Origin of the sequence: Paraburkholderia kururiensis JCM 10599 = LMG 19447, from assembly GCF_003986935.1 — a bacterium.
GTDB lineage: Bacteria > Pseudomonadota > Gammaproteobacteria > Burkholderiales > Burkholderiaceae > Paraburkholderia > Paraburkholderia kururiensis.
Map to the genome: position 1 here is coordinate 14,276 of NZ_RJZE01000029.1, position 21,072 is coordinate 35,347.

At 60.7% G+C, this 21,072-nt stretch carries 33 protein-coding genes; all 33 read left to right on the forward strand.

The genetic code is table 11. From position 1 onward, the window contains the following. Positions 1–131: 131 nt before the first annotated feature. Positions 132–1,979, forward strand: a complete 1,848-nt coding sequence (gene recQ, locus PKKP23_RS28220) for a DNA helicase RecQ (protein WP_126879323.1) — start codon at positions 132–134, stop codon at positions 1,977–1,979. A 231-nt stretch (positions 1,980–2,210) separates the two neighbouring features. After that, on the forward strand, positions 2,211–2,591 hold the full coding sequence (gene rpsL / locus PKKP23_RS28225) for a 30S ribosomal protein S12 (RefSeq protein ID WP_017777150.1): 381 nt from the start codon (positions 2,211–2,213) through the stop codon (positions 2,589–2,591). 176 nt (positions 2,592–2,767) lie between these two features. Continuing rightward, complete coding sequence (gene rpsG, locus PKKP23_RS28230) at positions 2,768–3,238, forward strand: 30S ribosomal protein S7 (protein WP_017777151.1); 471 nt, start codon at positions 2,768–2,770, stop codon at positions 3,236–3,238. A gap of 139 nt (positions 3,239–3,377) precedes the next feature. Further along, entirely contained in the window at positions 3,378–5,480 is a 2,103-nt protein-coding gene (gene fusA / locus PKKP23_RS28235; RefSeq protein WP_017777152.1) for an elongation factor G, read from the forward strand. A 47-nt stretch (positions 5,481–5,527) separates the two neighbouring features. Continuing rightward, positions 5,528–6,718, forward strand: coding sequence for an elongation factor Tu (gene tuf / locus PKKP23_RS28240; RefSeq protein WP_017777140.1), 1,191 nt, complete (start codon positions 5,528–5,530; stop codon positions 6,716–6,718). Positions 6,719–6,848: 130 nt separating this feature from the next. Next, positions 6,849–7,160 carry a 30S ribosomal protein S10 gene (gene rpsJ / locus PKKP23_RS28245; protein ID WP_017777154.1) on the forward strand — a complete coding sequence of 104 codons (312 nt, stop codon included), beginning with the start codon at positions 6,849–6,851 and terminating at the stop codon, positions 7,158–7,160. A gap of 220 nt (positions 7,161–7,380) precedes the next feature. Continuing rightward, on the forward strand, positions 7,381–8,040 hold the full coding sequence (gene rplC / locus PKKP23_RS28250; RefSeq protein ID WP_026121917.1) for a 50S ribosomal protein L3: 660 nt from the start codon (positions 7,381–7,383) through the stop codon (positions 8,038–8,040). Beyond that, positions 8,040–8,660 carry a 50S ribosomal protein L4 gene (rplD, locus tag PKKP23_RS28255; RefSeq protein ID WP_017777156.1) on the forward strand — a complete coding sequence of 207 codons (621 nt, stop codon included), beginning with the start codon at positions 8,040–8,042 and terminating at the stop codon, positions 8,658–8,660. Before rplC ends, rplD begins: the two co-directional genes overlap by 1 nt. Continuing rightward, complete coding sequence (rplW, locus tag PKKP23_RS28260; RefSeq protein ID WP_017777157.1) at positions 8,657–8,971, forward strand: 50S ribosomal protein L23; 315 nt, start codon at positions 8,657–8,659, stop codon at positions 8,969–8,971. Before rplD ends, rplW begins: the two co-directional genes overlap by 4 nt. 2 nt (positions 8,972–8,973) lie before the next feature. Then, complete coding sequence (rplB, locus tag PKKP23_RS28265; RefSeq protein WP_017777158.1) at positions 8,974–9,801, forward strand: 50S ribosomal protein L2; 828 nt, start codon at positions 8,974–8,976, stop codon at positions 9,799–9,801. 9 nt (positions 9,802–9,810) lie between these two features. Beyond that, positions 9,811–10,086, forward strand: a complete 276-nt coding sequence (gene rpsS, locus PKKP23_RS28270; RefSeq protein ID WP_004199273.1) for a 30S ribosomal protein S19 — start codon at positions 9,811–9,813, stop codon at positions 10,084–10,086. 12 nt (positions 10,087–10,098) lie between these two features. Further along, on the forward strand, positions 10,099–10,428 hold the full coding sequence (rplV, locus tag PKKP23_RS28275; RefSeq protein WP_004199272.1) for a 50S ribosomal protein L22: 330 nt from the start codon (positions 10,099–10,101) through the stop codon (positions 10,426–10,428). An 11-nt stretch (positions 10,429–10,439) separates the two neighbouring features. Continuing rightward, positions 10,440–11,240 carry a 30S ribosomal protein S3 gene (gene rpsC / locus PKKP23_RS28280; RefSeq protein ID WP_017777159.1) on the forward strand — a complete coding sequence of 267 codons (801 nt, stop codon included), beginning with the start codon at positions 10,440–10,442 and terminating at the stop codon, positions 11,238–11,240. A gap of 2 nt (positions 11,241–11,242) precedes the next feature. After that, positions 11,243–11,659, forward strand: coding sequence for a 50S ribosomal protein L16 (rplP, locus tag PKKP23_RS28285; RefSeq protein ID WP_017777160.1), 417 nt, complete (start codon positions 11,243–11,245; stop codon positions 11,657–11,659). Between the two features lie 10 nt (positions 11,660–11,669). Next, on the forward strand, positions 11,670–11,864 hold the full coding sequence (gene rpmC / locus PKKP23_RS28290; protein ID WP_017777161.1) for a 50S ribosomal protein L29: 195 nt from the start codon (positions 11,670–11,672) through the stop codon (positions 11,862–11,864). After that, a complete protein-coding gene (gene rpsQ, locus PKKP23_RS28295) occupies positions 11,861–12,133 on the forward strand; it encodes a 30S ribosomal protein S17 (protein WP_004201274.1) in 273 nt (90 codons plus the stop codon). The genes rpmC and rpsQ overlap by 4 nt, the downstream gene beginning before the upstream one ends. A gap of 308 nt (positions 12,134–12,441) precedes the next feature. Next, positions 12,442–12,810 carry a 50S ribosomal protein L14 gene (gene rplN / locus PKKP23_RS28300; RefSeq protein ID WP_004197951.1) on the forward strand — a complete coding sequence of 123 codons (369 nt, stop codon included), beginning with the start codon at positions 12,442–12,444 and terminating at the stop codon, positions 12,808–12,810. Positions 12,811–12,819: 9 nt separating this feature from the next. After that, a complete protein-coding gene (gene rplX / locus PKKP23_RS28305; RefSeq protein WP_017777163.1) occupies positions 12,820–13,128 on the forward strand; it encodes a 50S ribosomal protein L24 in 309 nt (102 codons plus the stop codon). Positions 13,129–13,144: 16 nt separating this feature from the next. After that, a complete protein-coding gene (rplE, locus tag PKKP23_RS28310; RefSeq protein ID WP_017777164.1) occupies positions 13,145–13,684 on the forward strand; it encodes a 50S ribosomal protein L5 in 540 nt (179 codons plus the stop codon). Positions 13,685–13,691: 7 nt separating this feature from the next. Continuing rightward, positions 13,692–13,997 (forward strand): 30S ribosomal protein S14, encoded by a 306-nt coding sequence (rpsN, locus tag PKKP23_RS28315; protein ID WP_017777165.1) that lies wholly within the window; start codon positions 13,692–13,694, stop codon positions 13,995–13,997. Positions 13,998–14,011: 14 nt separating this feature from the next. Next, a complete protein-coding gene (rpsH, locus tag PKKP23_RS28320; protein ID WP_017777166.1) occupies positions 14,012–14,407 on the forward strand; it encodes a 30S ribosomal protein S8 in 396 nt (131 codons plus the stop codon). Positions 14,408–14,425: 18 nt separating this feature from the next. Then, complete coding sequence (rplF, locus tag PKKP23_RS28325) at positions 14,426–14,956, forward strand: 50S ribosomal protein L6 (RefSeq protein WP_017777167.1); 531 nt, start codon at positions 14,426–14,428, stop codon at positions 14,954–14,956. Positions 14,957–14,968: 12 nt separating this feature from the next. Beyond that, a complete protein-coding gene (gene rplR / locus PKKP23_RS28330; RefSeq protein WP_017777168.1) occupies positions 14,969–15,334 on the forward strand; it encodes a 50S ribosomal protein L18 in 366 nt (121 codons plus the stop codon). A 14-nt stretch (positions 15,335–15,348) separates the two neighbouring features. After that, positions 15,349–15,867 (forward strand): 30S ribosomal protein S5, encoded by a 519-nt coding sequence (gene rpsE, locus PKKP23_RS28335; protein ID WP_004197945.1) that lies wholly within the window; start codon positions 15,349–15,351, stop codon positions 15,865–15,867. Positions 15,868–15,877: 10 nt separating this feature from the next. Beyond that, positions 15,878–16,060 carry a 50S ribosomal protein L30 gene (gene rpmD / locus PKKP23_RS28340; protein WP_004202755.1) on the forward strand — a complete coding sequence of 61 codons (183 nt, stop codon included), beginning with the start codon at positions 15,878–15,880 and terminating at the stop codon, positions 16,058–16,060. Between the two features lie 30 nt (positions 16,061–16,090). After that, on the forward strand, positions 16,091–16,525 hold the full coding sequence (rplO, locus tag PKKP23_RS28345; RefSeq protein ID WP_017777169.1) for a 50S ribosomal protein L15: 435 nt from the start codon (positions 16,091–16,093) through the stop codon (positions 16,523–16,525). Positions 16,526–16,572: 47 nt separating this feature from the next. Further along, complete coding sequence (secY, locus tag PKKP23_RS28350; RefSeq protein WP_017777170.1) at positions 16,573–17,919, forward strand: preprotein translocase subunit SecY; 1,347 nt, start codon at positions 16,573–16,575, stop codon at positions 17,917–17,919. A gap of 7 nt (positions 17,920–17,926) precedes the next feature. Further along, a complete protein-coding gene (infA, locus tag PKKP23_RS28355) occupies positions 17,927–18,145 on the forward strand; it encodes a translation initiation factor IF-1 (protein WP_004521905.1) in 219 nt (72 codons plus the stop codon). A 20-nt stretch (positions 18,146–18,165) separates the two neighbouring features. Continuing rightward, positions 18,166–18,282 (forward strand): 50S ribosomal protein L36, encoded by a 117-nt coding sequence (rpmJ, locus tag PKKP23_RS28360; protein WP_026121918.1) that lies wholly within the window; start codon positions 18,166–18,168, stop codon positions 18,280–18,282. 47 nt (positions 18,283–18,329) lie between these two features. Continuing rightward, a complete protein-coding gene (gene rpsM / locus PKKP23_RS28365; protein ID WP_017777172.1) occupies positions 18,330–18,695 on the forward strand; it encodes a 30S ribosomal protein S13 in 366 nt (121 codons plus the stop codon). Between the two features lie 28 nt (positions 18,696–18,723). After that, positions 18,724–19,128 (forward strand): 30S ribosomal protein S11, encoded by a 405-nt coding sequence (rpsK, locus tag PKKP23_RS28370; protein ID WP_017777173.1) that lies wholly within the window; start codon positions 18,724–18,726, stop codon positions 19,126–19,128. Between the two features lie 149 nt (positions 19,129–19,277). Next, complete coding sequence (gene rpsD, locus PKKP23_RS28375) at positions 19,278–19,901, forward strand: 30S ribosomal protein S4 (protein ID WP_017777174.1); 624 nt, start codon at positions 19,278–19,280, stop codon at positions 19,899–19,901. Positions 19,902–20,025: 124 nt separating this feature from the next. Further along, on the forward strand, positions 20,026–21,003 hold the full coding sequence (locus PKKP23_RS28380; RefSeq protein WP_017777175.1) for a DNA-directed RNA polymerase subunit alpha: 978 nt from the start codon (positions 20,026–20,028) through the stop codon (positions 21,001–21,003). The last annotated feature ends 69 nt before the right edge of the window (positions 21,004–21,072 follow it).

The window sequence follows — 21,072 nt, forward strand, 5'->3', positions numbered from 1 at the left end:
GCGACGCCGGCTTGTCTTTGCCGACGTATGGCATCGTCCGCATGGCCAACGCAGTCCGATGGCCTGCATGACCGGCGCCTCGCGTTGGTAGAATTCCGGCTAATCCGCATTGCCCGTTCTCTTCCGCCTACATGTCCCGTTCGCTCGAAATTCTCAACGAAGTTTTTGGTTATCCCGCGTTCCGGGGGCAACAGGGCGAAATCGTCGAACATGTGGCGAGTGGCGGCGACGCCCTCGTGTTGATGCCCACGGGCGGCGGCAAATCACTTTGCTATCAGATTCCGTCGCTCGTGCGGCGGGAGGCGGGGCAGGGCGCGGGCATCGTGGTCTCCCCGCTCATTGCGCTCATGCAAGACCAGGTCGCGGCGCTCACCGAGGTGGGTGTGCGTGCCGCTTACCTGAACTCGACGCTGTCGGGCGCGGAGGCCGCTGCCACGGAGCGTGCGCTGCGAGAGGGCGACATCGACCTTCTCTATGTCGCGCCGGAACGCTTGATGACGCCGCGCTTTCTCGAACTGCTCGAGCGCGCGCGCATCGGCCTCTTTGCCATCGACGAAGCGCATTGCGTGTCGCAGTGGGGGCACGACTTCCGGCCCGAATACATCCAGCTATCTGTGCTGCACGAGCGCTTTCCGGCGGTGCCGCGCATCGCGCTAACGGCTACTGCGGACGCCATCACGCGCGACGAGATCGTGCATCGTCTCGCGCTCGACGAAGCGCGCATTTTCGTCTCGAGTTTCGACCGGCCCAACATCCGCTACCGCATTGTCGAAAAGGACAATGCGCGCACCCAGTTGCTCGACTTCATTCGGGCCGAACACACGCGTGCGGACGGCACCACCGACGCCGGCGTCGTGTATTGCCTGTCCCGCCGCAAGGTCGAAGAAACGGCGGAGTGGCTGAAAGGGCAAGGCATCCGCGCGCTGCCGTACCACGCCGGCATGGAATTCGCCGTGCGGCAGGAACACCAGGAGATATTCCAGCGCGAAGAGGGCATCGTGATGTGCGCGACGATCGCCTTTGGCATGGGCATCGACAAGCCCGACGTTCGCTTCGTCGCGCACCTGGATTTGCCAAAGAGCGTGGAGGGCTACTACCAGGAAACCGGACGCGCAGGTCGCGACGGTCTGCCTGCAAACGCGTGGATGGCCTATGGGCTGGGCGATGTCGTGCAGCAGCGCAAGATGATCGACGAGTCCGACGCCGACGACGCGCACAAGCGCGTGCAGACAAGCAAGCTCGACGCGCTGCTCGGCCTGTGCGAAACCGCTGCGTGCCGGCGCGTGCGGCTGCTCGCCTACTTCGGCGAAGAGTCGGGGCCGTGCGGCAACTGCGACACCTGCCTCGAGCCTCCGGCCACATGGGACGCGACGCGCGAGTCGCAAATGGCGCTCTCATGCGTCTTCCGCGCGCAGCGTGCGAGCGGCTTCCACTTCGGCGCCGGGCATCTCATCGACATTCTGCGCGGCAACCGCAACGAAAAGATTCTTCAGCGCGGGCACGAGCAGCTCAGTACCTTCGGCATCGGTGCAGCGCTTTCCGAAGCGGAATGGCGCGCCATCTTCCGGCAACTCGTCGCCTTTGGCTACCTGGCGGTCGACCATGACGGCTTTGGCTCGCTCGTGCTCACGGAGGCGAGCAAGCGGGTGCTCAAGGGCGAGGAGACCGTGACGATGCGGCGCTACGTCAAGCCGGCCCGCGCACGGCAAGCGTCCGGCCGCACCAGCGAGCGCGCCGACCCGACGCTCGGCATGAGCGCACACGAGCGTGCGCGCTGGGACAGGCTGCGTGCGTGGCGAACCGCTACGGCGAAGAGCGAGGGCGTACCGGCCTACGTCATATTTCACGACGCAACCCTGGCGGAAATCGCCCGCGTGCATCCCGACACCATTAACGACCTGCGCCATATTCCTGGCATTGGGGCCCGTAAGCTGGAACGGTTCGGCGACGAACTTCTCGAGGTCGTGAGCGCGGACTAATTGCGGCGACGCCGGAGGCCGTCCGTCACAACATCAGAAATGCTGCAAGCTATTGACGCGCTTGGCATTTCCCGAATATGATGCTGGGTTCCGGTTCTTGGGATGTCGGCGTGCGTTCGTTCCTATTGGTCACGCCGCCGGTGGTTTTCCCGTTCGGAGATTCGAAACGTATCGATTTTCGCTTTGCCCGGAAATGGATGCGTCGATTTTGTTCAATTTCAGGAATAAACAATGCCAACCATCAATCAACTGGTTCGCAAAGGCCGCACTTCGGAAGTCGCGAAGAGCAAGAGCCCGGCCTTGCAGGACTGCCCGCAGCGTCGCGGCGTGTGCACCCGTGTGTACACCACGACGCCGAAGAAGCCGAACTCGGCACTCCGTAAGGTCGCCAAGGTTCGCCTCACGAACGGTTTCGAAGTGATCTCGTACATCGGTGGTGAAGGCCACAACCTGCAGGAACACTCGGTTGTGCTGATCCGCGGCGGCCGTGTCAAGGACTTGCCGGGTGTGCGTTACCACATGGTTCGCGGCTCGCTGGATACCCAGGGCGTCAAGGATCGTAAGCAGGCTCGTTCGAAGTACGGCGCGAAGCGCGCCAAGGCTGCGAAGTAAGCAGTCGGGATGTCGCCTTCACGGGCGATAGAAGGCGGTGGTGCCGGATTCGCCGGTGCTGTCGAGTAAGTGGTCACCCGACCAGGCTGGTAAGTCGTCATGGATGAATCGGGTTAGTTGGTGGCCGCGGGGCAGGCGCAAATCGCCGCTCCAACTGAAAAAGTAAAGGAAGAAACATGCCGCGTCGTCGCGAAGTCCCCAAGCGGGAAGTGTTGCCGGATCCGAAGTTCGGTAACGTCGAAGTAGCAAAGTTCATGAACGTGCTGATGCTCTCGGGCAAGAAGTCGGTTGCCGAGCGTATCGTGTACGGCGCTTTCGAGCAGATCCAGACCAAGGGTGGCAAGGACCCGCTGGAAGTGTTCACTGTCGCACTCAACAACGTGAAGCCGGTGGTGGAAGTGAAGAGCCGCCGCGTGGGTGGTGCGAACTATCAGGTTCCGGTCGAAGTGCGTCCGTCGCGTCGTATGGCATTGGCGATGCGTTGGTTGCGCGAGGCCGCGAAGAAGCGCAGCGAGAAGTCGATGGCACTGCGTCTTGCTGGTGAACTGCTGGAAGCGTCCGAAGGGCGTGGTGGCGCAATGAAGAAGCGCGACGAAGTTCACCGGATGGCGGAAGCCAACAAGGCGTTCTCGCATTTCCGTTTCTAAGCGTCCCGACTTCGGGTCTAACGGAAAGAAATTCCGGGCGGGTGCGCTTGAAAAGCGCCTCGCCCGTTTGTGTTAAGGCGCATCGGGCCTATATATCCGCAGACGGATTCCCGGTTTGCCAACCCCATAGAGGAACAAAGTGGCTCGCAAGACTCCCATCGAGCGCTACCGCAATATCGGTATTAGCGCTCACATCGACGCCGGCAAAACGACGACGACCGAGCGCATCCTGTTTTACACCGGCGTGAACCACAAGATCGGTGAAGTGCACGACGGCGCTGCAACCATGGACTGGATGGAGCAGGAACAGGAGCGGGGCATCACGATTACGTCCGCTGCTACGACTGCCTTCTGGAAGGGCATGGGCAACAACTATCCGGAACACCGGATCAACATCATCGACACCCCGGGCCACGTCGACTTCACGATCGAAGTGGAGCGTTCGATGCGCGTGCTCGACGGCGCGTGCATGGTCTACTGTGCCGTGGGCGGCGTGCAGCCGCAGTCGGAAACGGTGTGGCGCCAGGCGAACAAGTACAAGGTGCCCCGTCTCGCGTTCGTCAACAAGATGGACCGTACCGGCGCGAACTTCTTCAAGGTCTACGACCAGCTGAAGACCCGCCTGAAGGCGAACCCGGTTCCCGTCGTGGTGCCGATCGGCTCGGAAGAAAACTTCAAGGGCGTCGTCGACCTCCTGAAGATGAAGGCGATCATTTGGGACGAAGCGTCGCAAGGCACGAAGTTCGACTACGTCGACGTCCCGGCTGAACTCGTCGATACGTGCAACGAGTGGCGCGAGAAGATGATCGAATCCGCCGCCGAAGCCAGCGAAGAGCTGATGGAAAAGTACCTCGGCGGCGAAGAGCTGAGCGAAGCGGAAATCGTCAAGGCGCTGCGTGATCGCACGATCGCCTGTGAAATCCAGCCGATGCTGTGCGGCACCGCGTTCAAGAACAAGGGCGTGCAGCGCATGCTCGACGCTGTGATCGACTTCCTGCCGTCGCCGGTCGACATCCCGCCGGTGAAGGGCGAACTCGAAAGCGGCGAAACGGCGGAGCGCAAGGCGTCGGACGACGAGAAGTTCTCGGCGCTCGCGTTCAAGATCATGACGGATCCGTTCGTCGGCCAGCTGATCTTCTTCCGCGTCTACTCGGGTGTGGTGAATTCGGGCGACACGGTGCTGAACTCGACCAAGGACAAGAAGGAACGCCTTGGCCGTATTCTGCAGATGCACGCCAACCAGCGCGAAGAAATCAAGGAAGTGCGCGCGGGCGACATCGCCGCGGCTGTGGGCCTGAAGGAAGCGACCACTGGCGACACGCTGTGCGATCCCGCCCACCCGATCGTGCTCGAGCGCATGGTGTTCCCGGAGCCGGTGATCTCGCAGGCCGTCGAGCCGAAGACGAAGGCCGACCAGGAAAAGATGGGTCTCGCGCTGAACCGTCTCGCGCAGGAAGATCCTTCGTTCCGCGTGCAAACGGACGAGGAATCGGGCCAGACGATCATCTCGGGCATGGGCGAGTTGCACCTCGAAATTCTCGTCGACCGCATGAAGCGTGAATTCGGCGTGGAAGCGACTGTCGGCAAGCCGCAGGTGGCGTACCGCGAAACGATCCGTAGCACGGCGAAGGACGTGGAAGGCAAGTTCGTCAAGCAGTCGGGCGGTCGCGGCCAGTACGGTCACGCCGTCATCACGCTGGAGCCGAACGAGCAGGGCAAGGGCTACGAGTTCCTCGACGAGATCAAGGGTGGCGTGATTCCGCGTGAATTCATTCCGGCTGTCGACAAGGGTATCGTCGAAACGCTGAAGAACGGCGTGCTGGCTGGCTTCCCGGTCGTGGACGTGAAGGTTCACCTGACGTTCGGTTCGTACCACGACGTGGACTCGAACGAAAACGCGTTCCGCATGGCTGGCTCCATGGCGTTCAAGGAAGCTATGCGCCGCGCAACGCCGGTGCTGCTCGAGCCGATGATGGCTGTCGAAGTCGAGACGCCGGAAGACTACATGGGCAACGTGATGGGCGACCTGTCGGGCCGCCGCGGCATCGTGCAGGGCATGGAGGACATGGTGGGCGGCGGCAAGATCGTGCGCGCCGAAGTTCCGCTGTCGGAAATGTTCGGCTACTCCACGTCGCTGCGTTCGCTCACGCAAGGCCGCGCAACGTACACGATGGAATTCAAGCACTACGCAGAAGCCCCGCGTAACGTGGCCGACGCGATCATCAACGCGAAGGCGAAGTAATCGTCGGCGTCCTGTCACCGATTCACTTTTTTTGAAAGAAGAGAAACATGGCTAAAGGTAAATTTGAGCGGACCAAGCCGCACGTGAACGTGGGCACGATCGGTCACGTTGACCACGGCAAGACCACGCTGACGGCGGCGATTGCGACGGTTCTGTCGGCGAAGTTCGGCGGTGAGGCGAAGAAGTACGACGAGATCGACGCGGCGCCGGAAGAAAAGGCCCGCGGCATCACGATCAACACGGCGCACATCGAGTACGAAACGGCCAACCGCCACTACGCACACGTTGACTGCCCGGGTCACGCGGACTACGTGAAGAACATGATCACGGGTGCAGCGCAGATGGACGGCGCGATCCTGGTGTGCTCGGCCGCGGACGGTCCGATGCCGCAGACGCGCGAGCACATCCTGCTGGCGCGCCAGGTGGGCGTGCCGTACATCATCGTGTTCCTGAACAAGTGCGACATGGTGGACGACGCCGAGCTGCTCGAGCTGGTGGAAATGGAAGTGCGCGAGCTGCTGTCGAAGTACGACTTCCCGGGCGACGACACGCCGATCATCAAGGGTTCGGCCAAGCTGGCGCTGGAAGGCGACAAGGGCGAGCTGGGTGAAGTGGCGATCATGAACCTGGCCGACGCGCTGGACACGTACATCCCGACGCCGGAGCGCGCGGTGGATGGCGCGTTCCTGATGCCGGTGGAAGACGTGTTCTCGATCTCGGGCCGCGGTACGGTGGTGACGGGTCGCGTCGAGCGTGGCGTGGTCAAGGTTGGCGAGGAAATCGAGATTGTCGGTATCAAGCCGACGGTGAAGACGACCTGCACGGGCGTGGAAATGTTCCGCAAGCTGCTGGACCAGGGCCAGGCGGGCGACAACGTCGGTATCCTGCTGCGCGGCACGAAGCGTGAGGAAGTGGAGCGTGGCCAGGTGCTGGCCAAGCCGGGTTCGATCACGCCGCACACGCACTTCACGGCTGAGGTGTACGTGCTGAGCAAGGACGAAGGCGGCCGTCACACGCCGTTCTTCAACAACTACCGTCCGCAGTTCTACTTCCGTACGACGGACGTGACGGGCTCGATCGAGCTGCCGAAGGACAAGGAAATGGTGATGCCGGGCGACAACGTGTCGATCACGGTGAAGCTGATTGCACCGATCGCGATGGAAGAAGGCCTGCGCTTCGCCATCCGTGAAGGTGGCCGCACCGTCGGCGCCGGTGTCGTCGCCAAGATCATCGAGTAAAATCGCTGGTTTGCAGTAACAGCAGTAAGTGCCCGGGGCCGGGCACCTGCCTCCCCGGCAGGCGTCCGGTCCTACGTTCTTTCTTAATCCGGCGGTGCAATATCGCCTCGCTCTTTTTCAAGGAATCGTCATGCAAAACCAGAAAATCCGCATCCGCCTGAAGGCTTTCGACTACCGCCTGATCGACCAGTCGGCCGCCGAGATTGTCGACACGGCCAAGCGGACTGGTGCAATCGTCCGCGGCCCGGTGCCGCTGCCGACGCGTATCCAGCGTTTCGACATCCTGCGTTCGCCGCACGTCAACAAGACGTCGCGCGACCAGCTCGAGATCCGTACTCACCTGCGTCTGATGGACATCGTCGACCCGACGGACAAGACTGTCGACGCGCTGATGAAGCTCGATCTGCCGGCAGGCGTGGACGTCGAAATCAAGCTGCAGTAAGGGTTTCAGGCGCTGCCGCTCACACGGGCGGCGCTAAGTCATTGATTGCTTGCGAAAAACGAAAGGCCTCGCTATAATGCTAGGCTTTTCGCGCATTTGCGCAAAAAGCCAGTGTTTTGCTGTGGGCCTGAAGGCGCTGAAAGCGTCCGTCAAGTCCCGGTAATCAGCTGGCACTTTGTAAATTAGCCCCGACCAATCGCAGTCGGGAATGGAGAAAACGATGAGCCTTGGACTCGTAGGTCGCAAGGTTGGCATGACCCGTATCTTCACGGCTGAAGGGGATTCGATTCCCGTCACCGTGCTGGACGTGTCCGACAACCGCGTGACGCAGATCAAGACTGTTGAAACCGACGGCTACACGGCTGTTCAGGTTGCGTTCGGTACGCGCCGTGCATCGCGCGTGACGAAGCCGCTCGCAGGTCATCTCGCCAAAGCCGGTGTTCAGGCCGGTGAAATCCTCAAGGAATTCCGCATTGATGCCACCAAGGCTGCCGAGTTGTCCGCCGGCGCTGTGGTTGGCACCGATCTGTTCGAAGTGGGCCAGAAGGTCGACGTGCAGGGCGTGTCGATCGGTAAGGGCTACGCCGGTACCATCAAGCGTTACAACTTCAGTTCGGGCCGTGCATCGCACGGTAACTCGCGCTCGCACAACGTGCCGGGCTCGATCGGTATGGCGCAGGATCCGGGTCGCGTGTTCCCGGGCAAGCGCATGACTGGTCACATGGGTGACGAGACCGTGACGGTCCAGAACCTCGAGATCGCTCGCATCGACGCAGACCGCAAGCTGCTGCTCGTGAAGGGTGCCGTTCCGGGTGCGAAGGGCGGCAAGGTTTTCGTGACGCCGGCCGTGAAAGCGCGTGCCGAGAAAGGAGCGAAATAATGGAACTTAAGCTCCTGAATGCCAATGGTCAGGAAGGCGCCGCGGTCAACGCGTCGGACGTCGTGTTCGGCCGTGACTACAACGAAGCCCTGATTCACCAGATCGTCATTGCGTACCAGGCGAACGCGCGCAGCGGTAACCGCGCCCAGAAGGATCGCACGGACGTCAAGCACACCACCAAGAAGCCGTGGCGTCAGAAGGGTACGGGCCGCGCTCGTGCCGGTATGTCGTCGAGCCCGCTGTGGCGCGGCGGTGGTCGCATCTTCCCGAACTCGCCGGAAGAAAACTTCTCGCACAAGGTCAACAAGAAGATGCACCGCGCAGGTCTGTGCTCCATCTTCTCGCAGCTGGCCCGCGAAGGCCGCATCTCGGTGGTCGAGGACCTCACGCTCGAAGCGCCGAAGACGAAGCTGCTGGCCGAAAAGTTCAAGGCTATGGGTCTCGAGTCCGTGCTCGTCATTACTGACACGGTCGACGAAAACCTGTACCTCGCGTCGCGCAACCTCGCCCACGTGGCGGTTGTCGAGCCGCGTTACGCCGACCCGCTGTCGCTGATCTACTTCAAGAAAGTACTGATCACGAAGGCTGCGGTCGCCCAGATCGAGGAGTTGCTGTCATGAGCGAGATTCGCAAGAACGATCATCGTTTGATGCAGGTTCTGCTCGCGCCGGTGATCTCCGAAAAGGCGACGCTGGTTGCCGACAAGAACGAACAGGTTGTGTTCGAAGTTGCGCCGGACGCGAACAAGCAGGAAATCAAGGCTGCTGTCGAGCTGCTGTTCAAGGTGGAAGTCAAATCCGTCAACGTGCTGGTCACGAAAGGCAAGAGCAAGCGCTTTGGCCGTTTCGTGGGTCGCCGCAAGGACGTGAAGAAGGCCTACGTCTGCCTGAAGCCCGGCCAGGAAATCAACTTTGAAGCGGAGGCCAAGTAATCATGGCACTCGTTAAAGTTAAGCCGACCTCGCCGGGCCGCCGCGCGATGGTCAAGGTGGTCAACAAGGAACTGCACAAGGGCAAGCCGTTCGCACCGCTCGTCTCGAAGCAGAGCTCGACCGCCGGCCGTAATAACAACGGCCACATCACGACGCGCCACAAGGGTGGTGGTCACAAGCAGCACTATCGTGTGATCGACTTCCGTCGTACGAAGGATGGCATTCCGGCGAAGGTCGAACGTCTCGAGTACGACCCGAACCGTAGCGCGAACATCGCGCTGGTTCTGTACGCAGACGGCGAGCGTCGCTACATCATCGCGCCGAAGGGTGTGACGGTCGGCCAGCAGATCATGTCGGGCTCGGAAGCTCCGATCCGCGCGGGTAACGCACTGCCGATCCGCAACATCCCGGTCGGTACGACGATTCACTGCATCGAGATGTTCCCCGGCAAGGGCGCGCAAATGGCGCGTTCGGCTGGCGCATCGGCCATGTTGCTGGCTCGCGAAGGCATCTACGCGCAGGTTCGTCTGCGCTCGGGTGAAATCCGCCGCGTGCACGTGGAGTGCCGCGCGACGATCGGTGAAGTGGGCAACGAAGAGCACAGCCTGCGCCAGATCGGTAAGGCCGGCGCAAACCGCTGGCGCGGTATCCGCCCGACGGTGCGTGGCGTTGCAATGAACCCGGTCGATCACCCGCACGGTGGTGGTGAGGGCAAGACGGCTGCAGGCCGCGACCCGGTAAGCCCGTGGGGCACGCCGACGAAGGGTTACCGCACCCGCAGCAACAAGCGCACGACGACGATGATCGTCCAGCGCCGTCACAAGCGTTAAGGAGCAGCAATGGCACGTTCTGTTAAAAAAGGTCCGTTCTGCGACGCCCATTTGCTGAAGAAGGTTGAGGCGGCTGCAGCTTCGCGTGACAAGAAACCGATCAAGACCTGGTCGCGTCGTTCGACGATCCTGCCGGACTTCATCGGCCTGACGATCGCCGTGCACAACGGCCGTCAACACGTTCCGGTGTACATCTCGGAAAACATGGTCGGCCACAAGCTTGGCGAGTTCGCACTGACCCGGACGTTCAAGGGTCACGCGGCCGACAAGAAGGCCAAGAAATAAGGGGCAATCAAGATGGAAGTGAAAGCAATTCATCGCGGTGCCCGCATCTCGGCGCAGAAAACGCGCCTTGTGGCTGACCAGATCCGCGGTTTGCCGGTCGACAAGGCGCTGAACGTTCTGACGTTCTCGCCGAAGAAGGCGGCTGGCATCGTGAAGAAGGTCGTGCTGTCGGCGATCGCGAATGCAGAGCACAACGAGGGCGCCGATATCGACGAGCTCAAGATCAAGAGCATCTACGTCGACAAGGCAGCGTCGCTCAAGCGGTTCACCGCGCGCGCAAAGGGCCGCGGCAACCGCATTGAGAAGCAATCCTGTCACATCACTGTGACGGTCGGGAATTAAGGGGTCACACGATGGGACAGAAAATTCATCCGACTGGCTTCCGTTTGGCCGTCAGCCGCAATTGGGCTTCGCGCTGGTACGCGAACAACAACAATTTCGCGGCGATGTTGAAGGAAGACATCGGTGTTCGTGAATACCTGAAGAAGAAGCTGAAGAACGCTTCGGTGGGCCGCGTGGTCATCGAGCGTCCGGCGAAGAACGCGCGCATCACGATTTACAGCTCGCGTCCTGGCGTCGTCATCGGCAAGAAGGGCGAAGACATCGAACTGCTCAAGTCGGAGCTGCAGAAGCGTATGGGCGTGCCCGTGCACGTCAACATCGAGGAAATCCGCAAGCCGGAAACCGATGCGCAACTGATCGCCGACTCGATCACGCAACAGCTCGAGCGCCGGATCATGTTCCGCCGCGCGATGAAGCGTGCGATGCAAAACGCCATGCGTCTGGGTGCCCAGGGCATCAAGATCATGAGCGCGGGCCGTCTGAACGGTATCGAAATCGCCCGTACCGAGTGGTATCGCGAAGGCCGCGTGCCTCTGCACACGCTGCGTGCGGACATCGACTACGCGACTTCGGAAGCGAAGACGACGTACGGCGTGATCGGCGTCAAGGTGTGGGTCTACAAGGGCGACACGCTTGGCCGCAACGACGCGCCGGTCGTGGAGGAAGTTGCCGAAGAGAAGCGTCCGCGCCGCAACGCACGTCCGGGCGACCGCCGTGGCCGCCGTGATGGCGAAGGTGCCCCGGGTGCACGCCGTGGCGCGCCGCGTCGTGGTGCCGGCAAGCCTGAAGGCGACGGCAAGACTGGAGAATAACGATGCTGCAACCGAAACGCAGGAAGTATCGCAAAGAGCAGAAGGGCCGTAACACCGGTATCGCGACGCGCGGCAACGCCGTTTCGTTTGGTGAGTTTGGCCTGAAGGCTGTCGGTCGCGGCCGTCTGACCGCGCGTCAGATTGAGGCGGCGCGTCGTGCCATGACGCGTCACATCAAGCGCGGTGGCCGCATCTGGATTCGCATTTTCCCGGACAAGCCGATCTCGCAAAAGCCGGCCGAAGTACGTATGGGTAACGGTAAGGGTAACCCGGAGTACTACGTCGCCGAGATCCAGCCGGGCAAGATGCTCTATGAAATGGACGGCGTAACCGAAGAACTGGCACGCGAAGCGTTCCGTCTGGCTGCAGCGAAGCTGCCGCTGAAGACGACCTTCACCGTGCGTCAGCTCGGCGCCTAAGGAGCAAAAGATGAAAGCTTCCGAACTCCGGGAAAAAGACCAGGCCGCGCTCAACAAGGAGCTGTCGGACCTGTTGAAGGCGCAATTCGGTCTGCGCATGCAGCTCGCGACCCAGCAGCTCACGAACACGAGCCAGCTGAAGAAGGTTCGTCGCGACATCGCGCGCGTGCGGACCGTTCTGACCCAGAAGGCGAACCAGAAATGAACGATAGCGTAAAAACCTCGCTCAAGCGGACGCTGGTCGGCAAGGTCGTCAGCAACAAGATGGACAAGACCGTCACCGTGCTCGTCGAGCATCGTGTGAAGCACCCGATCTACGGCAAGTACGTTGTGCGCTCGAAGAAGTACCACGCGCACGACGAAGCGAACACGTACAACGAGGGCGACCTCGTAGAAATCCAGGAAACCCGTCCGGTGTCGAAGACGAAGGCCTGGGCCGTGTCGCGCCTCGTCGAAGCGGCCCGCGTCATCTAAGCACGAGCCGGACTGAGCAGTAGAAGTACTTGAAATCGCAGTAGATTTCGCTTGCAAGACCGAGATTGTTTGTTATAATCTCGGTCTTCCCTCTTTATGGGAGCCCGTCGCGGGCGAAATTGGTGGAGGGAGGCGGCTCGGCGTCAGTCCGTGGCTGTCAGGTTTCACCGGAATGCGATGGCGGGTTTCGTTATGCCGTCGCTGCTGTTCTACCCCAAGCAGCTGAGCAATGCAGTACGGCTGACGGGACCAAGACTGACCGGGTGCGCCATGGTGGTGCAGTCGGATTAAGTTGGGAAAGATAAACCATGATCCAGACCGAATCTCGGCTTGAAGTGGCCGACAACACGGGTGCGCGTGAAGTCATGTGCATCAAGGTGCTCGGCGGCTCGAAGCGTCGTTATGCCAGCATCGGCGACATCATCAAGGTGAGCGTCAAAGAGGCAACGCCGCGTGGGCGCGTGAAGAAAGGCGAAATCTACAACGCCGTGGTGGTTCGCACCGCCAAGGGCGTGCGCCGTCAGGACGGCTCGCTGATCAAGTTCGATGGCAACGCCGCCGTGCTTTTGAATAACAAGCTTGAGCCTATCGGCACCCGCATCTTCGGGCCGGTGACGCGTGAGCTGCGTAGCGAACGGTTCATGAAGATCGTTTCGCTGGCGCCGGAAGTGCTGTAAGGAGTCGCGATGAACAAGATTCGCAAGGGTGACGAAGTCGTCGTCATTACCGGCAAGGACAAGGGCAAGCGCGGCGTCGTGCTGGCTATTGGCGAAGATCGTGTCACCGTCGAGGGCATCAACATCGCGAAGAAGCATGTGAAGCCGAACCCCATGAAGGGTACGACCGGTGGCGTGGAAGCGAAGGCGATGCCGCTGCATATTTCGAACGTCGCGCTGGTGGATGCCAATGGCAAGCCGTCGCGTGTCGGCATCAAGGTCGAAGGGGACAAGAAGGTTCGTTTCCTGAAGACGACCGGTGCTGTCCTGAGCGCCTGACGCTGCGGAGTAAAAAATGGCACGTTTGCAAGAATTCTATAAAGAGAAGGTTGTTCCCGGCCTGATCGAGAAGTTCGGTTACAAGTCGATCATGGAAGTGCCGCGCATCACCAAGATCACCCTGAATATGGGTCTTGGCGAAGCTGTTGCGGACAAGAAGGTGATCGAGAACGCCGTGGGCGACCTGACGAAGATCGCTGGTCAGAAGCCTGTCGTGACGAAGGCCCGTAAGGCAATCGCCGGCTTCAAGATTCGCCAGGGTTATCCGATCGGCGCGATGGTCACGCTGCGTGGCCAGGCAATGTACGAATTTCTCGATCGTTTCGTGACCGTGGCGCTGCCGCGTGTGCGTGACTTCCGTGGCGTGTCCGGCCGTGCATTCGACGGTCGCGGCAACTACAACATCGGTGTGAAAGAGCAGATCATTTTCCCCGAAATCGACTACGACAAGATCGACGCGCTGCGTGGGCTGAACATCAGCATCACGACGACCGCGAAGACCGACGACGAAGCAAAGGCACTGCTCGCCAGCTTCAAGTTCCCGTTCAGAAACTGAGGTTACTGTGGCTAAACTGGCACTGATCGAACGTGAAAAGAAGCGCGCCCGCCTTGCGGCCAAGTACGCGCCGAAGCGCGCGGCGTTGAAGGCGATCATCGACGACCAAACGAAGTCGGAAGAAGAGCGCTACGCAGCCCGTCTCGAACTGCAACAACTGCCCCGCAACTCGAACCCGACTCGCAAGCGTAACCGCTGTGCGATCACGGGCCGTCCGCGTGGCACGTTCCGCAAGTTCGGGCTCGCACGTAACAAGATTCGCGAAATCGCATTCCGTGGCGAGATCCCTGGCCTGACCAAGGCGAGCTGGTAATAGGAGAAACATAAATGAGCATGAGTGATCCTATCGCCGATATGCTGACTCGCATCCGCAATGCGCAGATGGTCGAGAAGGTTTCGGTGACGATGCCCTCGTCGAAAGTCAAGGTTGCGATTGCGCAGGTCCTGAAGGACGAAGGCTATATCGAAGATTTCGCGGTGAAGACCGAAGGTGCGAAGTCGGAGCTGAATATCGCGTTGAAGTACTACGCTGGCCGTCCGGTCATCGAGCGCCTCGAGCGCGTTTCGAAGCCCGGTCTGCGCGTGTACCGTGGTCGTAACGATATCCCCCAGGTCATGAACGGCCTCGGCGTGGCGATCGTTTCGACGCCCAAGGGTGTGATGACCGATCGCAAAGCGCGCGCCACTGGCGTGGGCGGCGAAGTCATCTGCTACGTCGCTTAACGCCGAAGGAGAGGAAACATGTCTCGAGTAGGTAAGAGCCCGATCACGCTGCAAGGCGCAGAGGCGACGATCAGCGACGACCGCATTATCGTCAAGGGTCCGTTGGGCACGATCTCGCAAGCTGCGAACAGCCTGGTGAAGGTGGTAAACGACAATGGCACGCTGAAGCTGGAGCCGGCGGACGAAAGCCGCGAAGCAAATGCGATGTCGGGCACGATGCGCGCGCTGATTGCGAACATGGTGCAAGGCGTGACGAAGGGTTTCGAGCGCAAGCTGACGCTGGTTGGCGTTGGTTATCGTGCTCAGGCGCAAGGCGACAAGCTGAACCTGTCGCTGGGTTTCTCGCACCCCGTGGTGCACCAGATGCCGGAAGGCGTCAAGGCTGAGACCCCGTCGCAAACGGAAATCGTGATCAAGGGGATCGACAAGCAGAAAGTCGGCCAGGTAGCTGCGGAAGTCCGCGGTTACCGCCCGCCTGAGCCCTACAAGGGCAAGGGTGTGCGCTACGCCGACGAGGTTGTGATCCTCAAAGAAACGAAGAAGAAGTAAGGGTGCGCAATCATGGATAAGACTCAATCTCGCCTGCGCCGCGCTCGTCAGACGCGTATCAAGATCGCTGAGCTGCAGGTCGCGCGTCTGGCCGTGCATCGCACGAACATGCACATCTATGCGCAAGTGTTTTCGCCCTGCGGCACCAAGGTGCTCGCCAGTGCGTCGACGCTCGAAGCCGAAGTGCGTGCGCAACTCGCCGACCAGTCGGGCAAGGGCGGCAACGTCGCTGCCGCGACCCTGATCGGCAAGCGTATTGCAGAAAAGGCCAAGGCTGCCGGCATCGAATCCGTCGCCTTCGACCGCTCGGGTTTCCGCTACCACGGCCGCGTGAAGGCGCTGGCTGATGCTGCGCGCGAAGCCGGGCTCAAGTTCTAAGGAAGGAATTCGTCATGGCAAAGATGCAAGCGAAAGTTCAGGCTGACGAGCGCGACGACGGCCTTCGTGAAAAGATGATTTCGGTCAACCGCGTGACCAAGGTCGTGAAGGGTGGCCGTATTCTCGGCTTCGCCGCACTGACCGTGGTTGGCGACGGTGACGGCCGCGTCGGTATGGGCAAGGGCAAGGCGAAGGAAGTGCCGGTCGCTGTCCAGAAGGCAATGGAGCAGGCTCGTCGCAACATGTTCAAGGTGCCGCTGAAGAACGGCACGTTGCAGCACGAAGTGCATGGCAAGCACGGCGCGTCGACGGTTCTCCTCGCTCCGGCGAAGGACGGTACGGGCGTGATCGCGGGCGGCCCGATGCGCGCCGTGTTCGACGTGATGGGCGTGCAGAACGTCGTGGCGAAGAGCCACGGTTCGACGAACCCGTACAACCTCGTTCGCGCGACGCTCGACGGCCTGCGCAAGCAGTCCACGCCGGCTGACATCGCGGCCAAGCGTGGTAAGTCCGTCGAAGAAATTCTGGGCTAAGGTGGGCACCATGTCTGAAAAAACTGTCAAGGTCCAGCTCGTCAAGAGCCTGATCGGTACCCGCGAATCGCACCGCGCCACCGTGCGCGGCCTCGGCCTGCGCCGCCTCAACTCGGTTTCCGAGCTGCAGGACACGCCGGCTGTGCGTGGCATGATCAACAAGGTCTCGTACCTCGTTAAGGTCATCGGCTAAGTGGCTGACCAGGGACTCAAGGAGTTGATTATGGAATTGAATAACCTGAAGCCGGCAGCGGGCTCGAAGCACGCCAAGCGTCGCGTGGGCCGCGGTATCGGCTCCGGTCTCGGCAAGACCGCTGGTCGTGGTCACAAGGGTCAGAAGTCGCGTTCGGGCGGCTTCCACAAGGTGGGCTTCGAAGGCGGTCAGATGCCGCTGCAACGTCGTCTGCCGAAGCGCGGTTTTACCTCGCTGACGAAGGAATTCGTCGGTGAAGTGCGCCTGGCTGATCTCGAAAAGCTGCCGGTCGACGAAATCGATTTGTTGGCGCTCAAGCAGGCTGGCCTCGTTGGCGAGCTGACGAAGAGCGTGAAGATCATCGCGACGGGCGAGCTGAAGCGCAAGGTCGTTGTGAAGGGTCTGGGTGCGACGAAGAATGCGCGCGCCGCAATCGAAGCGGCGGGCGGTTCTTTTGCCGAGTAACGTGCAGGTTCGCCTGCCGTCACTAGCATTTGCATCGGAGAAGCTACTTGGCTAACAGCCCGAGTTTCGCAAAAACCGGTCGGAGCGCGCCGAAGTTTGGCGATCTGCGTCGGCGAGCAGTCTTCCTGCTGCTGGCGCTGGTCGTCTATCGGATCGGTGCGCACATTCCGGTGCCGGGCATCGACCCGGATCAGCTGGCGAAGCTGTTCCAGAGCCAGTCTGGCGGCATCCTTGGCATGTTCAACATGTTCTCGGGTGGCGCGCTGTCGCGCTTCACGATTTTCGCCTTGGGGATCATGCCGTACATCTCCTCGTCGATCATCATGCAGCTGCTCGCGATCGTTTCGCCGCAGCTCGAGGCGTTGAAGAAGGAAGGGCAGGCCGGTCAACGCAAGATCACGCAGTACACGCGAATCTTCACCGTAGTTTTGGCGACCTTCCAGGCGTTCGGTATTGCGGTAGCACTGGAAAACCAGCCGGGCCTCGTGATCGATCCGGGTATGGTGTTTCGCCTGACGACGGTCGTTACGCTCGTGACCGGTACGATGTTCCTGATGTGGCTGGGTGAGCAGATCACGGAACGCGGCCTCGGCAACGGCATTTCGATCATCATCTTCGGCGGAATCGCAGCGGGCTTCCCGAACGCGATCGGCGGTCTCGTGTCGCTCGTGCAAACGGGTTCGATGGGGCCGGTGTCGGCGATCTTCATCGTGGCGCTTATTGCCGCTGTGACGTATCTGGTGGTGTTCATCGAACGCGGCCAGCGCAAGATTCTCGTGAATTATGCGAAGCGCCAGGTGGGCAACAAGATTTACGGTGGCCAGTCGTCGCATCTGCCGCTGAAGCTGAATATGTCGGGCGTGATTCCGCCGATCTTCGCGTCGTCGATCATCCTGTTCCCGGCAACGATCCTGAACTGGTTCAGCTCCGGGTCGCGCAACAGTTGGTTTGCCGACACGCTGCACAACGTTGCCGAAGCACTGAAGCCGGGCCAACCCGTCTATGTGCTGTTGTACGCGTTGGCAATCGTGTTTTTCTGCTTCTTCTACACCGCGTTGGTGTTCAACAGCAGGGAAACCGCGGACAACCTGAAGAAGAGCGGCGCATTCGTACCGGGCATCCGCCCGGGCGATCAGACGGCACGCTATATCGACCGTATCCTGACGCGTCTGACGCTGGCTGGTGCGATCTATATCGTGTTCGTGTGCCTGCTGCCGGAGTTTCTGGTGCTGCGCTGGAACGTGCCGTTTTATTTTGGCGGAACGTCGCTGCTGATCATCGTCGTCGTCACGATGGACTTCATGGCGCAAGTGCAGTCGTACGTGATGTCGCAACAATATGAATCGCTGCTCAAGAAGGCCAACTTCAAGGGTGGCGGCGTCCCGATGCGTTGAAAGGACTATGGCCAAAGACGATGTAATCCAGATGCAAGGTGAGGTCATCGAAAACCTCCCGAACGCGACCTTCCGGGTGAAGCTGGAAAACGGCCATGTCGTGCTGGGACATATTTCCGGAAAGATGCGGATGCACTACATCCGTATTCTGCCTGGCGACAAGGTGACGGTTGAACTGACGCCTTACGATCTATCGCGTGCGCGGATCGTATTCCGGGCGAAGTGATTTGAAAAAAGGGTAATATCATGAAAGTGATGGCATCGGTTAAGCGGATGTGCCGCAATTGCAAGATCATCAAGCGCAACGGCGTCGTGCGCGTGATTTGCAGCTCGGATCCGCGCCACAAGCAGCGTCAAGGCTGATTGAGACAGGCGCACTTTTGCCTGCGCTTTTTGTTTGAGGAAAAACAATGGCTCGTATCGCAGGGGTTAACATCCCGAACCACCAGCACACCGAAATCGGTCTGACCGCGATCTATGGCGTCGGCCGCACGCGTTCGCGCAATATCTGCGCCGCAGCTGGTGTCCCGTTCAACAAGAAGGTCAAAGATCTGACCGACGCAGACCTCGAAAAGCTGCGTGAGGAAGTCGGCAAGTTTGTCGTCGAAGGCGATCTTCGCCGTGAAGTGACGATGAACATCAAGCGCCTGATGGACCTCGGCTGCTATCGCGGCGTACGCCATCGCAAGGGCCTGCCCCTGCGCGGCCAGCGCACGCGCACGAACGCCCGCACCCGCAAGGGCCCGCGTCGTGCAGCTCAGGCGCTGAAGAAGTAAGCGGAACTGACAGTTACAGGGAAACGTAATGGCTAAGGCTTCGAACAACACCGCGGCGCAACGCGTTCGCAAGAAGGTTAAGAAGAACGTCGCCGAGGGCGTGGTTCACGTTCACGCGTCGTTCAACAACACCATCATCACGATCACCGACCGTCAAGGCAACGCGCTTGCCTGGGCAACGTCGGGCGGTCAGGGCTTCAAGGGTTCGCGCAAGTCGACGCCGTTTGCAGCTCAGGTCGCAGCCGAATCGGCTGGCCGTGTCGCGATGGAATACGGCGTGAAGAACCTCGAAGTGCGGATCAAGGGCCCGGGCCCTGGCCGTGAGTCGGCGGTGCGCGCGCTGCATGGTCTTGGCATCAAGATCACCGCGATCTCCGACGTGACTCCGGTGCCGCACAACGGTTGCCGTCCGCCGAAGCGCCGCCGCATCTAAGACGTCGCTTTTTGCCAGCGCCTGTTGCCGCCTTGTGCGTCGACGGGTTGCTTGCGTTATTGAATCGACTAAGCCCACTGTTCGGCCCAAAGGGTACGGACTAGCGCGAAGGCAGTACGTTCGCGTGATCAATCTCAAAGGAATACAACGTGGCACGTTATATCGGCCCGAAGGCCAAGCTGTCCCGCCGTGAAGGCACCGATCTGTTCCTGAAGAGCGCACGCCGCTCGCTCGCCGACAAGTGCAAGCTCGATAGCAAGCCGGGTCAGCATGGTCGCACCTCCGGCGCCCGTACGTCGGACTACGGCACGCAGTTGCGCGAAAAGCAAAAAGTGAAGCGCATCTACGGCGTTCTCGAACGTCAGTTCCGCCGTTACTTCGCTGAAGCTGACCGCCGCAAGGGCAACACCGGCGAAAACCTGCTCAAGCTGCTTGAGTCGCGCCTCGACAACGTCGTGTATCGCATGGGTTTCGGCTCGACGCGCGCCGAAGCGCGTCAGCTGGTGAGCCACAAGGCGATCCTCGTGAACGGTCAGGTCGCCAACATCCCGTCGCTGCAGGTCAAGTCGGGCGACGTGGTGGCAGTGCGTGAACAGGCAAAGAAGCAGGCTCGTATCGTCGAGGCTCTGTCGCTCGCCGAGCAAGGCGGGATGCCGAGCTGGGTGTCGGTCGACGCCAAGAAGTTCGAAGGCGTCTTCAAGGGCATGCCGGAGCGCAGCGATATCGCTGGCGACATCAACGAAAGCCTGATCGTCGAATTGTATTCGCGGTAATCGGATTGACGGCCGGGGTACCCGTATTGCGTTGCGCAAGGGGTGGCCTCGGCTGTTTATTTTCAGGTTGTTACCGGTCAGCCTTATCGGTGTAACGAGCCGAGGGTATTGAAAAGGAAAACCTATGCAAACCAGTTTGTTGAAACCCAAGATCATCGCAGTGGAATCGCTCGGCGACAACCACGCGAAAGTGGTCATGGAGCCGTTTGAACGCGGTTATGGCCACACCTTGGGCAACGCGCTTCGGCGCGTACTGCTGTCGTCGATGGTGGGCTACGCGCCGACCGAGGTGACGATCGCAGGCGTCGTGCACGAATACTCGACGCTCGATGGTGTGCAGGAGGACGTGGTCAACCTGTTGTTGAACCTGAAGGGCGTGGTGTTCAAGCTGCATAACCGTGACGAAGTGACGGTGACGCTGCGCAAGGAAGGCGAAGGCGTGGTGACGGCGGGCGATATCGAACTCGCGCACGACTGCGAAGTGATCAACCCCGATCACGTGATCGCGCACCTCTCGAAGGGCGGCAAGCTCGACGTGCAGATCAAGATCGAAAAGGGCCGCGGCTATGTCCCGGGCAACGTGCGCCGCTACGGCGACGAAACGGCGAAGATCATCGGCCGCATCGTGCTGGACGCGTCGTTCTCGCCGGTGCGTCGCGTGAGCTATTCGGTGGAAAGCGCGCGTGTCGAACAGCGTACCGACCTCGACAAGCTCGTGATGAACATCGAAACCAACGGTGTGATCTCGCCTGAAGAAGCGATCCGTCAGTCAGCTCGCATTCTGGTCGATCAGCTGTCGGTGTTCGCTGCACTGGAAGGGACCGAGGCCGCTGCCGAAGCGCCGTCGCGTGCTCCGCAGATCGACCCGATCCTGCTGCGTCCGGTGGACGATCTCGAACTCACGGTTCGTTCCGCGAACTGCCTGAAGGCCGAGAACATCTACTACATCGGCGACCTGATCCAGCGCACGGAAAACGAGTTGCTCAAGACGCCGAACCTGGGCCGCAAGTCGCTGAACGAAATCAAGGAAGTGCTCGCCTCGCGCGGCCTCACCTTGGGCATGAAGCTCGAAAACTGGCCGCCGGCTGGTCTCGACAAGTAATTGCCGCAAGCATGGCGGGCTCGTCCCGCCGCTGGTAAGAGCGCGGATTTTCCTTTAAAATCCGCGTCT

Bases quoted from the DNA above. Each gene is read 5' to 3' on its own strand.
- rpsJ (WP_017777154.1), top strand. From the start codon at position 6,849: ATGCAAAACCAGAAAATCCGCATCCGCCTGAAGGCTTTCGACTACCGC.
- rpsH (WP_017777166.1), top strand. From the start codon at position 14,012: ATGAGCATGAGTGATCCTATCGCCGATATGCTGACTCGCATCCGCAAT.
- rpmC (WP_017777161.1), top strand. From the start codon at position 11,670: ATGAAAGCTTCCGAACTCCGGGAAAAAGACCAGGCCGCGCTCAACAAG.
- rplO (WP_017777169.1), top strand. From the start codon at position 16,091: ATGGAATTGAATAACCTGAAGCCGGCAGCGGGCTCGAAGCACGCCAAG.
- rplE (WP_017777164.1), top strand. From the start codon at position 13,145: ATGGCACGTTTGCAAGAATTCTATAAAGAGAAGGTTGTTCCCGGCCTG.
- rpsE (WP_004197945.1), top strand. From the start codon at position 15,349: ATGGCAAAGATGCAAGCGAAAGTTCAGGCTGACGAGCGCGACGACGGC.
- tuf (WP_017777140.1), top strand. From the start codon at position 5,528: ATGGCTAAAGGTAAATTTGAGCGGACCAAGCCGCACGTGAACGTGGGC.
- rplB (WP_017777158.1), top strand. From the start codon at position 8,974: ATGGCACTCGTTAAAGTTAAGCCGACCTCGCCGGGCCGCCGCGCGATG.
- recQ (WP_126879323.1), top strand. From the start codon at position 132: ATGTCCCGTTCGCTCGAAATTCTCAACGAAGTTTTTGGTTATCCCGCG.
- rplV (WP_004199272.1), top strand. From the start codon at position 10,099: ATGGAAGTGAAAGCAATTCATCGCGGTGCCCGCATCTCGGCGCAGAAA.
- rplP (WP_017777160.1), top strand. From the start codon at position 11,243: ATGCTGCAACCGAAACGCAGGAAGTATCGCAAAGAGCAGAAGGGCCGT.
- rplW (WP_017777157.1), top strand. From the start codon at position 8,657: ATGAGCGAGATTCGCAAGAACGATCATCGTTTGATGCAGGTTCTGCTC.
- rplD (WP_017777156.1), top strand. From the start codon at position 8,040: ATGGAACTTAAGCTCCTGAATGCCAATGGTCAGGAAGGCGCCGCGGTC.
- rpmJ (WP_026121918.1), top strand. From the start codon at position 18,166: ATGAAAGTGATGGCATCGGTTAAGCGGATGTGCCGCAATTGCAAGATC.
- rpsG (WP_017777151.1), top strand. From the start codon at position 2,768: ATGCCGCGTCGTCGCGAAGTCCCCAAGCGGGAAGTGTTGCCGGATCCG.
- rplN (WP_004197951.1), top strand. From the start codon at position 12,442: ATGATCCAGACCGAATCTCGGCTTGAAGTGGCCGACAACACGGGTGCG.
- infA (WP_004521905.1), top strand. From the start codon at position 17,927: ATGGCCAAAGACGATGTAATCCAGATGCAAGGTGAGGTCATCGAAAAC.
- rpmD (WP_004202755.1), top strand. From the start codon at position 15,878: ATGTCTGAAAAAACTGTCAAGGTCCAGCTCGTCAAGAGCCTGATCGGT.
- rplF (WP_017777167.1), top strand. From the start codon at position 14,426: ATGTCTCGAGTAGGTAAGAGCCCGATCACGCTGCAAGGCGCAGAGGCG.
- rplR (WP_017777168.1), top strand. From the start codon at position 14,969: ATGGATAAGACTCAATCTCGCCTGCGCCGCGCTCGTCAGACGCGTATC.
- rpsQ (WP_004201274.1), top strand. From the start codon at position 11,861: ATGAACGATAGCGTAAAAACCTCGCTCAAGCGGACGCTGGTCGGCAAG.
- PKKP23_RS28380 (WP_017777175.1), top strand. From the start codon at position 20,026: ATGCAAACCAGTTTGTTGAAACCCAAGATCATCGCAGTGGAATCGCTC.
- rpsL (WP_017777150.1), top strand. From the start codon at position 2,211: ATGCCAACCATCAATCAACTGGTTCGCAAAGGCCGCACTTCGGAAGTC.
- rplX (WP_017777163.1), top strand. From the start codon at position 12,820: ATGAACAAGATTCGCAAGGGTGACGAAGTCGTCGTCATTACCGGCAAG.
- rpsS (WP_004199273.1), top strand. From the start codon at position 9,811: ATGGCACGTTCTGTTAAAAAAGGTCCGTTCTGCGACGCCCATTTGCTG.
- rpsC (WP_017777159.1), top strand. From the start codon at position 10,440: ATGGGACAGAAAATTCATCCGACTGGCTTCCGTTTGGCCGTCAGCCGC.
- rplC (WP_026121917.1), top strand. From the start codon at position 7,381: ATGAGCCTTGGACTCGTAGGTCGCAAGGTTGGCATGACCCGTATCTTC.
- rpsM (WP_017777172.1), top strand. From the start codon at position 18,330: ATGGCTCGTATCGCAGGGGTTAACATCCCGAACCACCAGCACACCGAA.
- rpsK (WP_017777173.1), top strand. From the start codon at position 18,724: ATGGCTAAGGCTTCGAACAACACCGCGGCGCAACGCGTTCGCAAGAAG.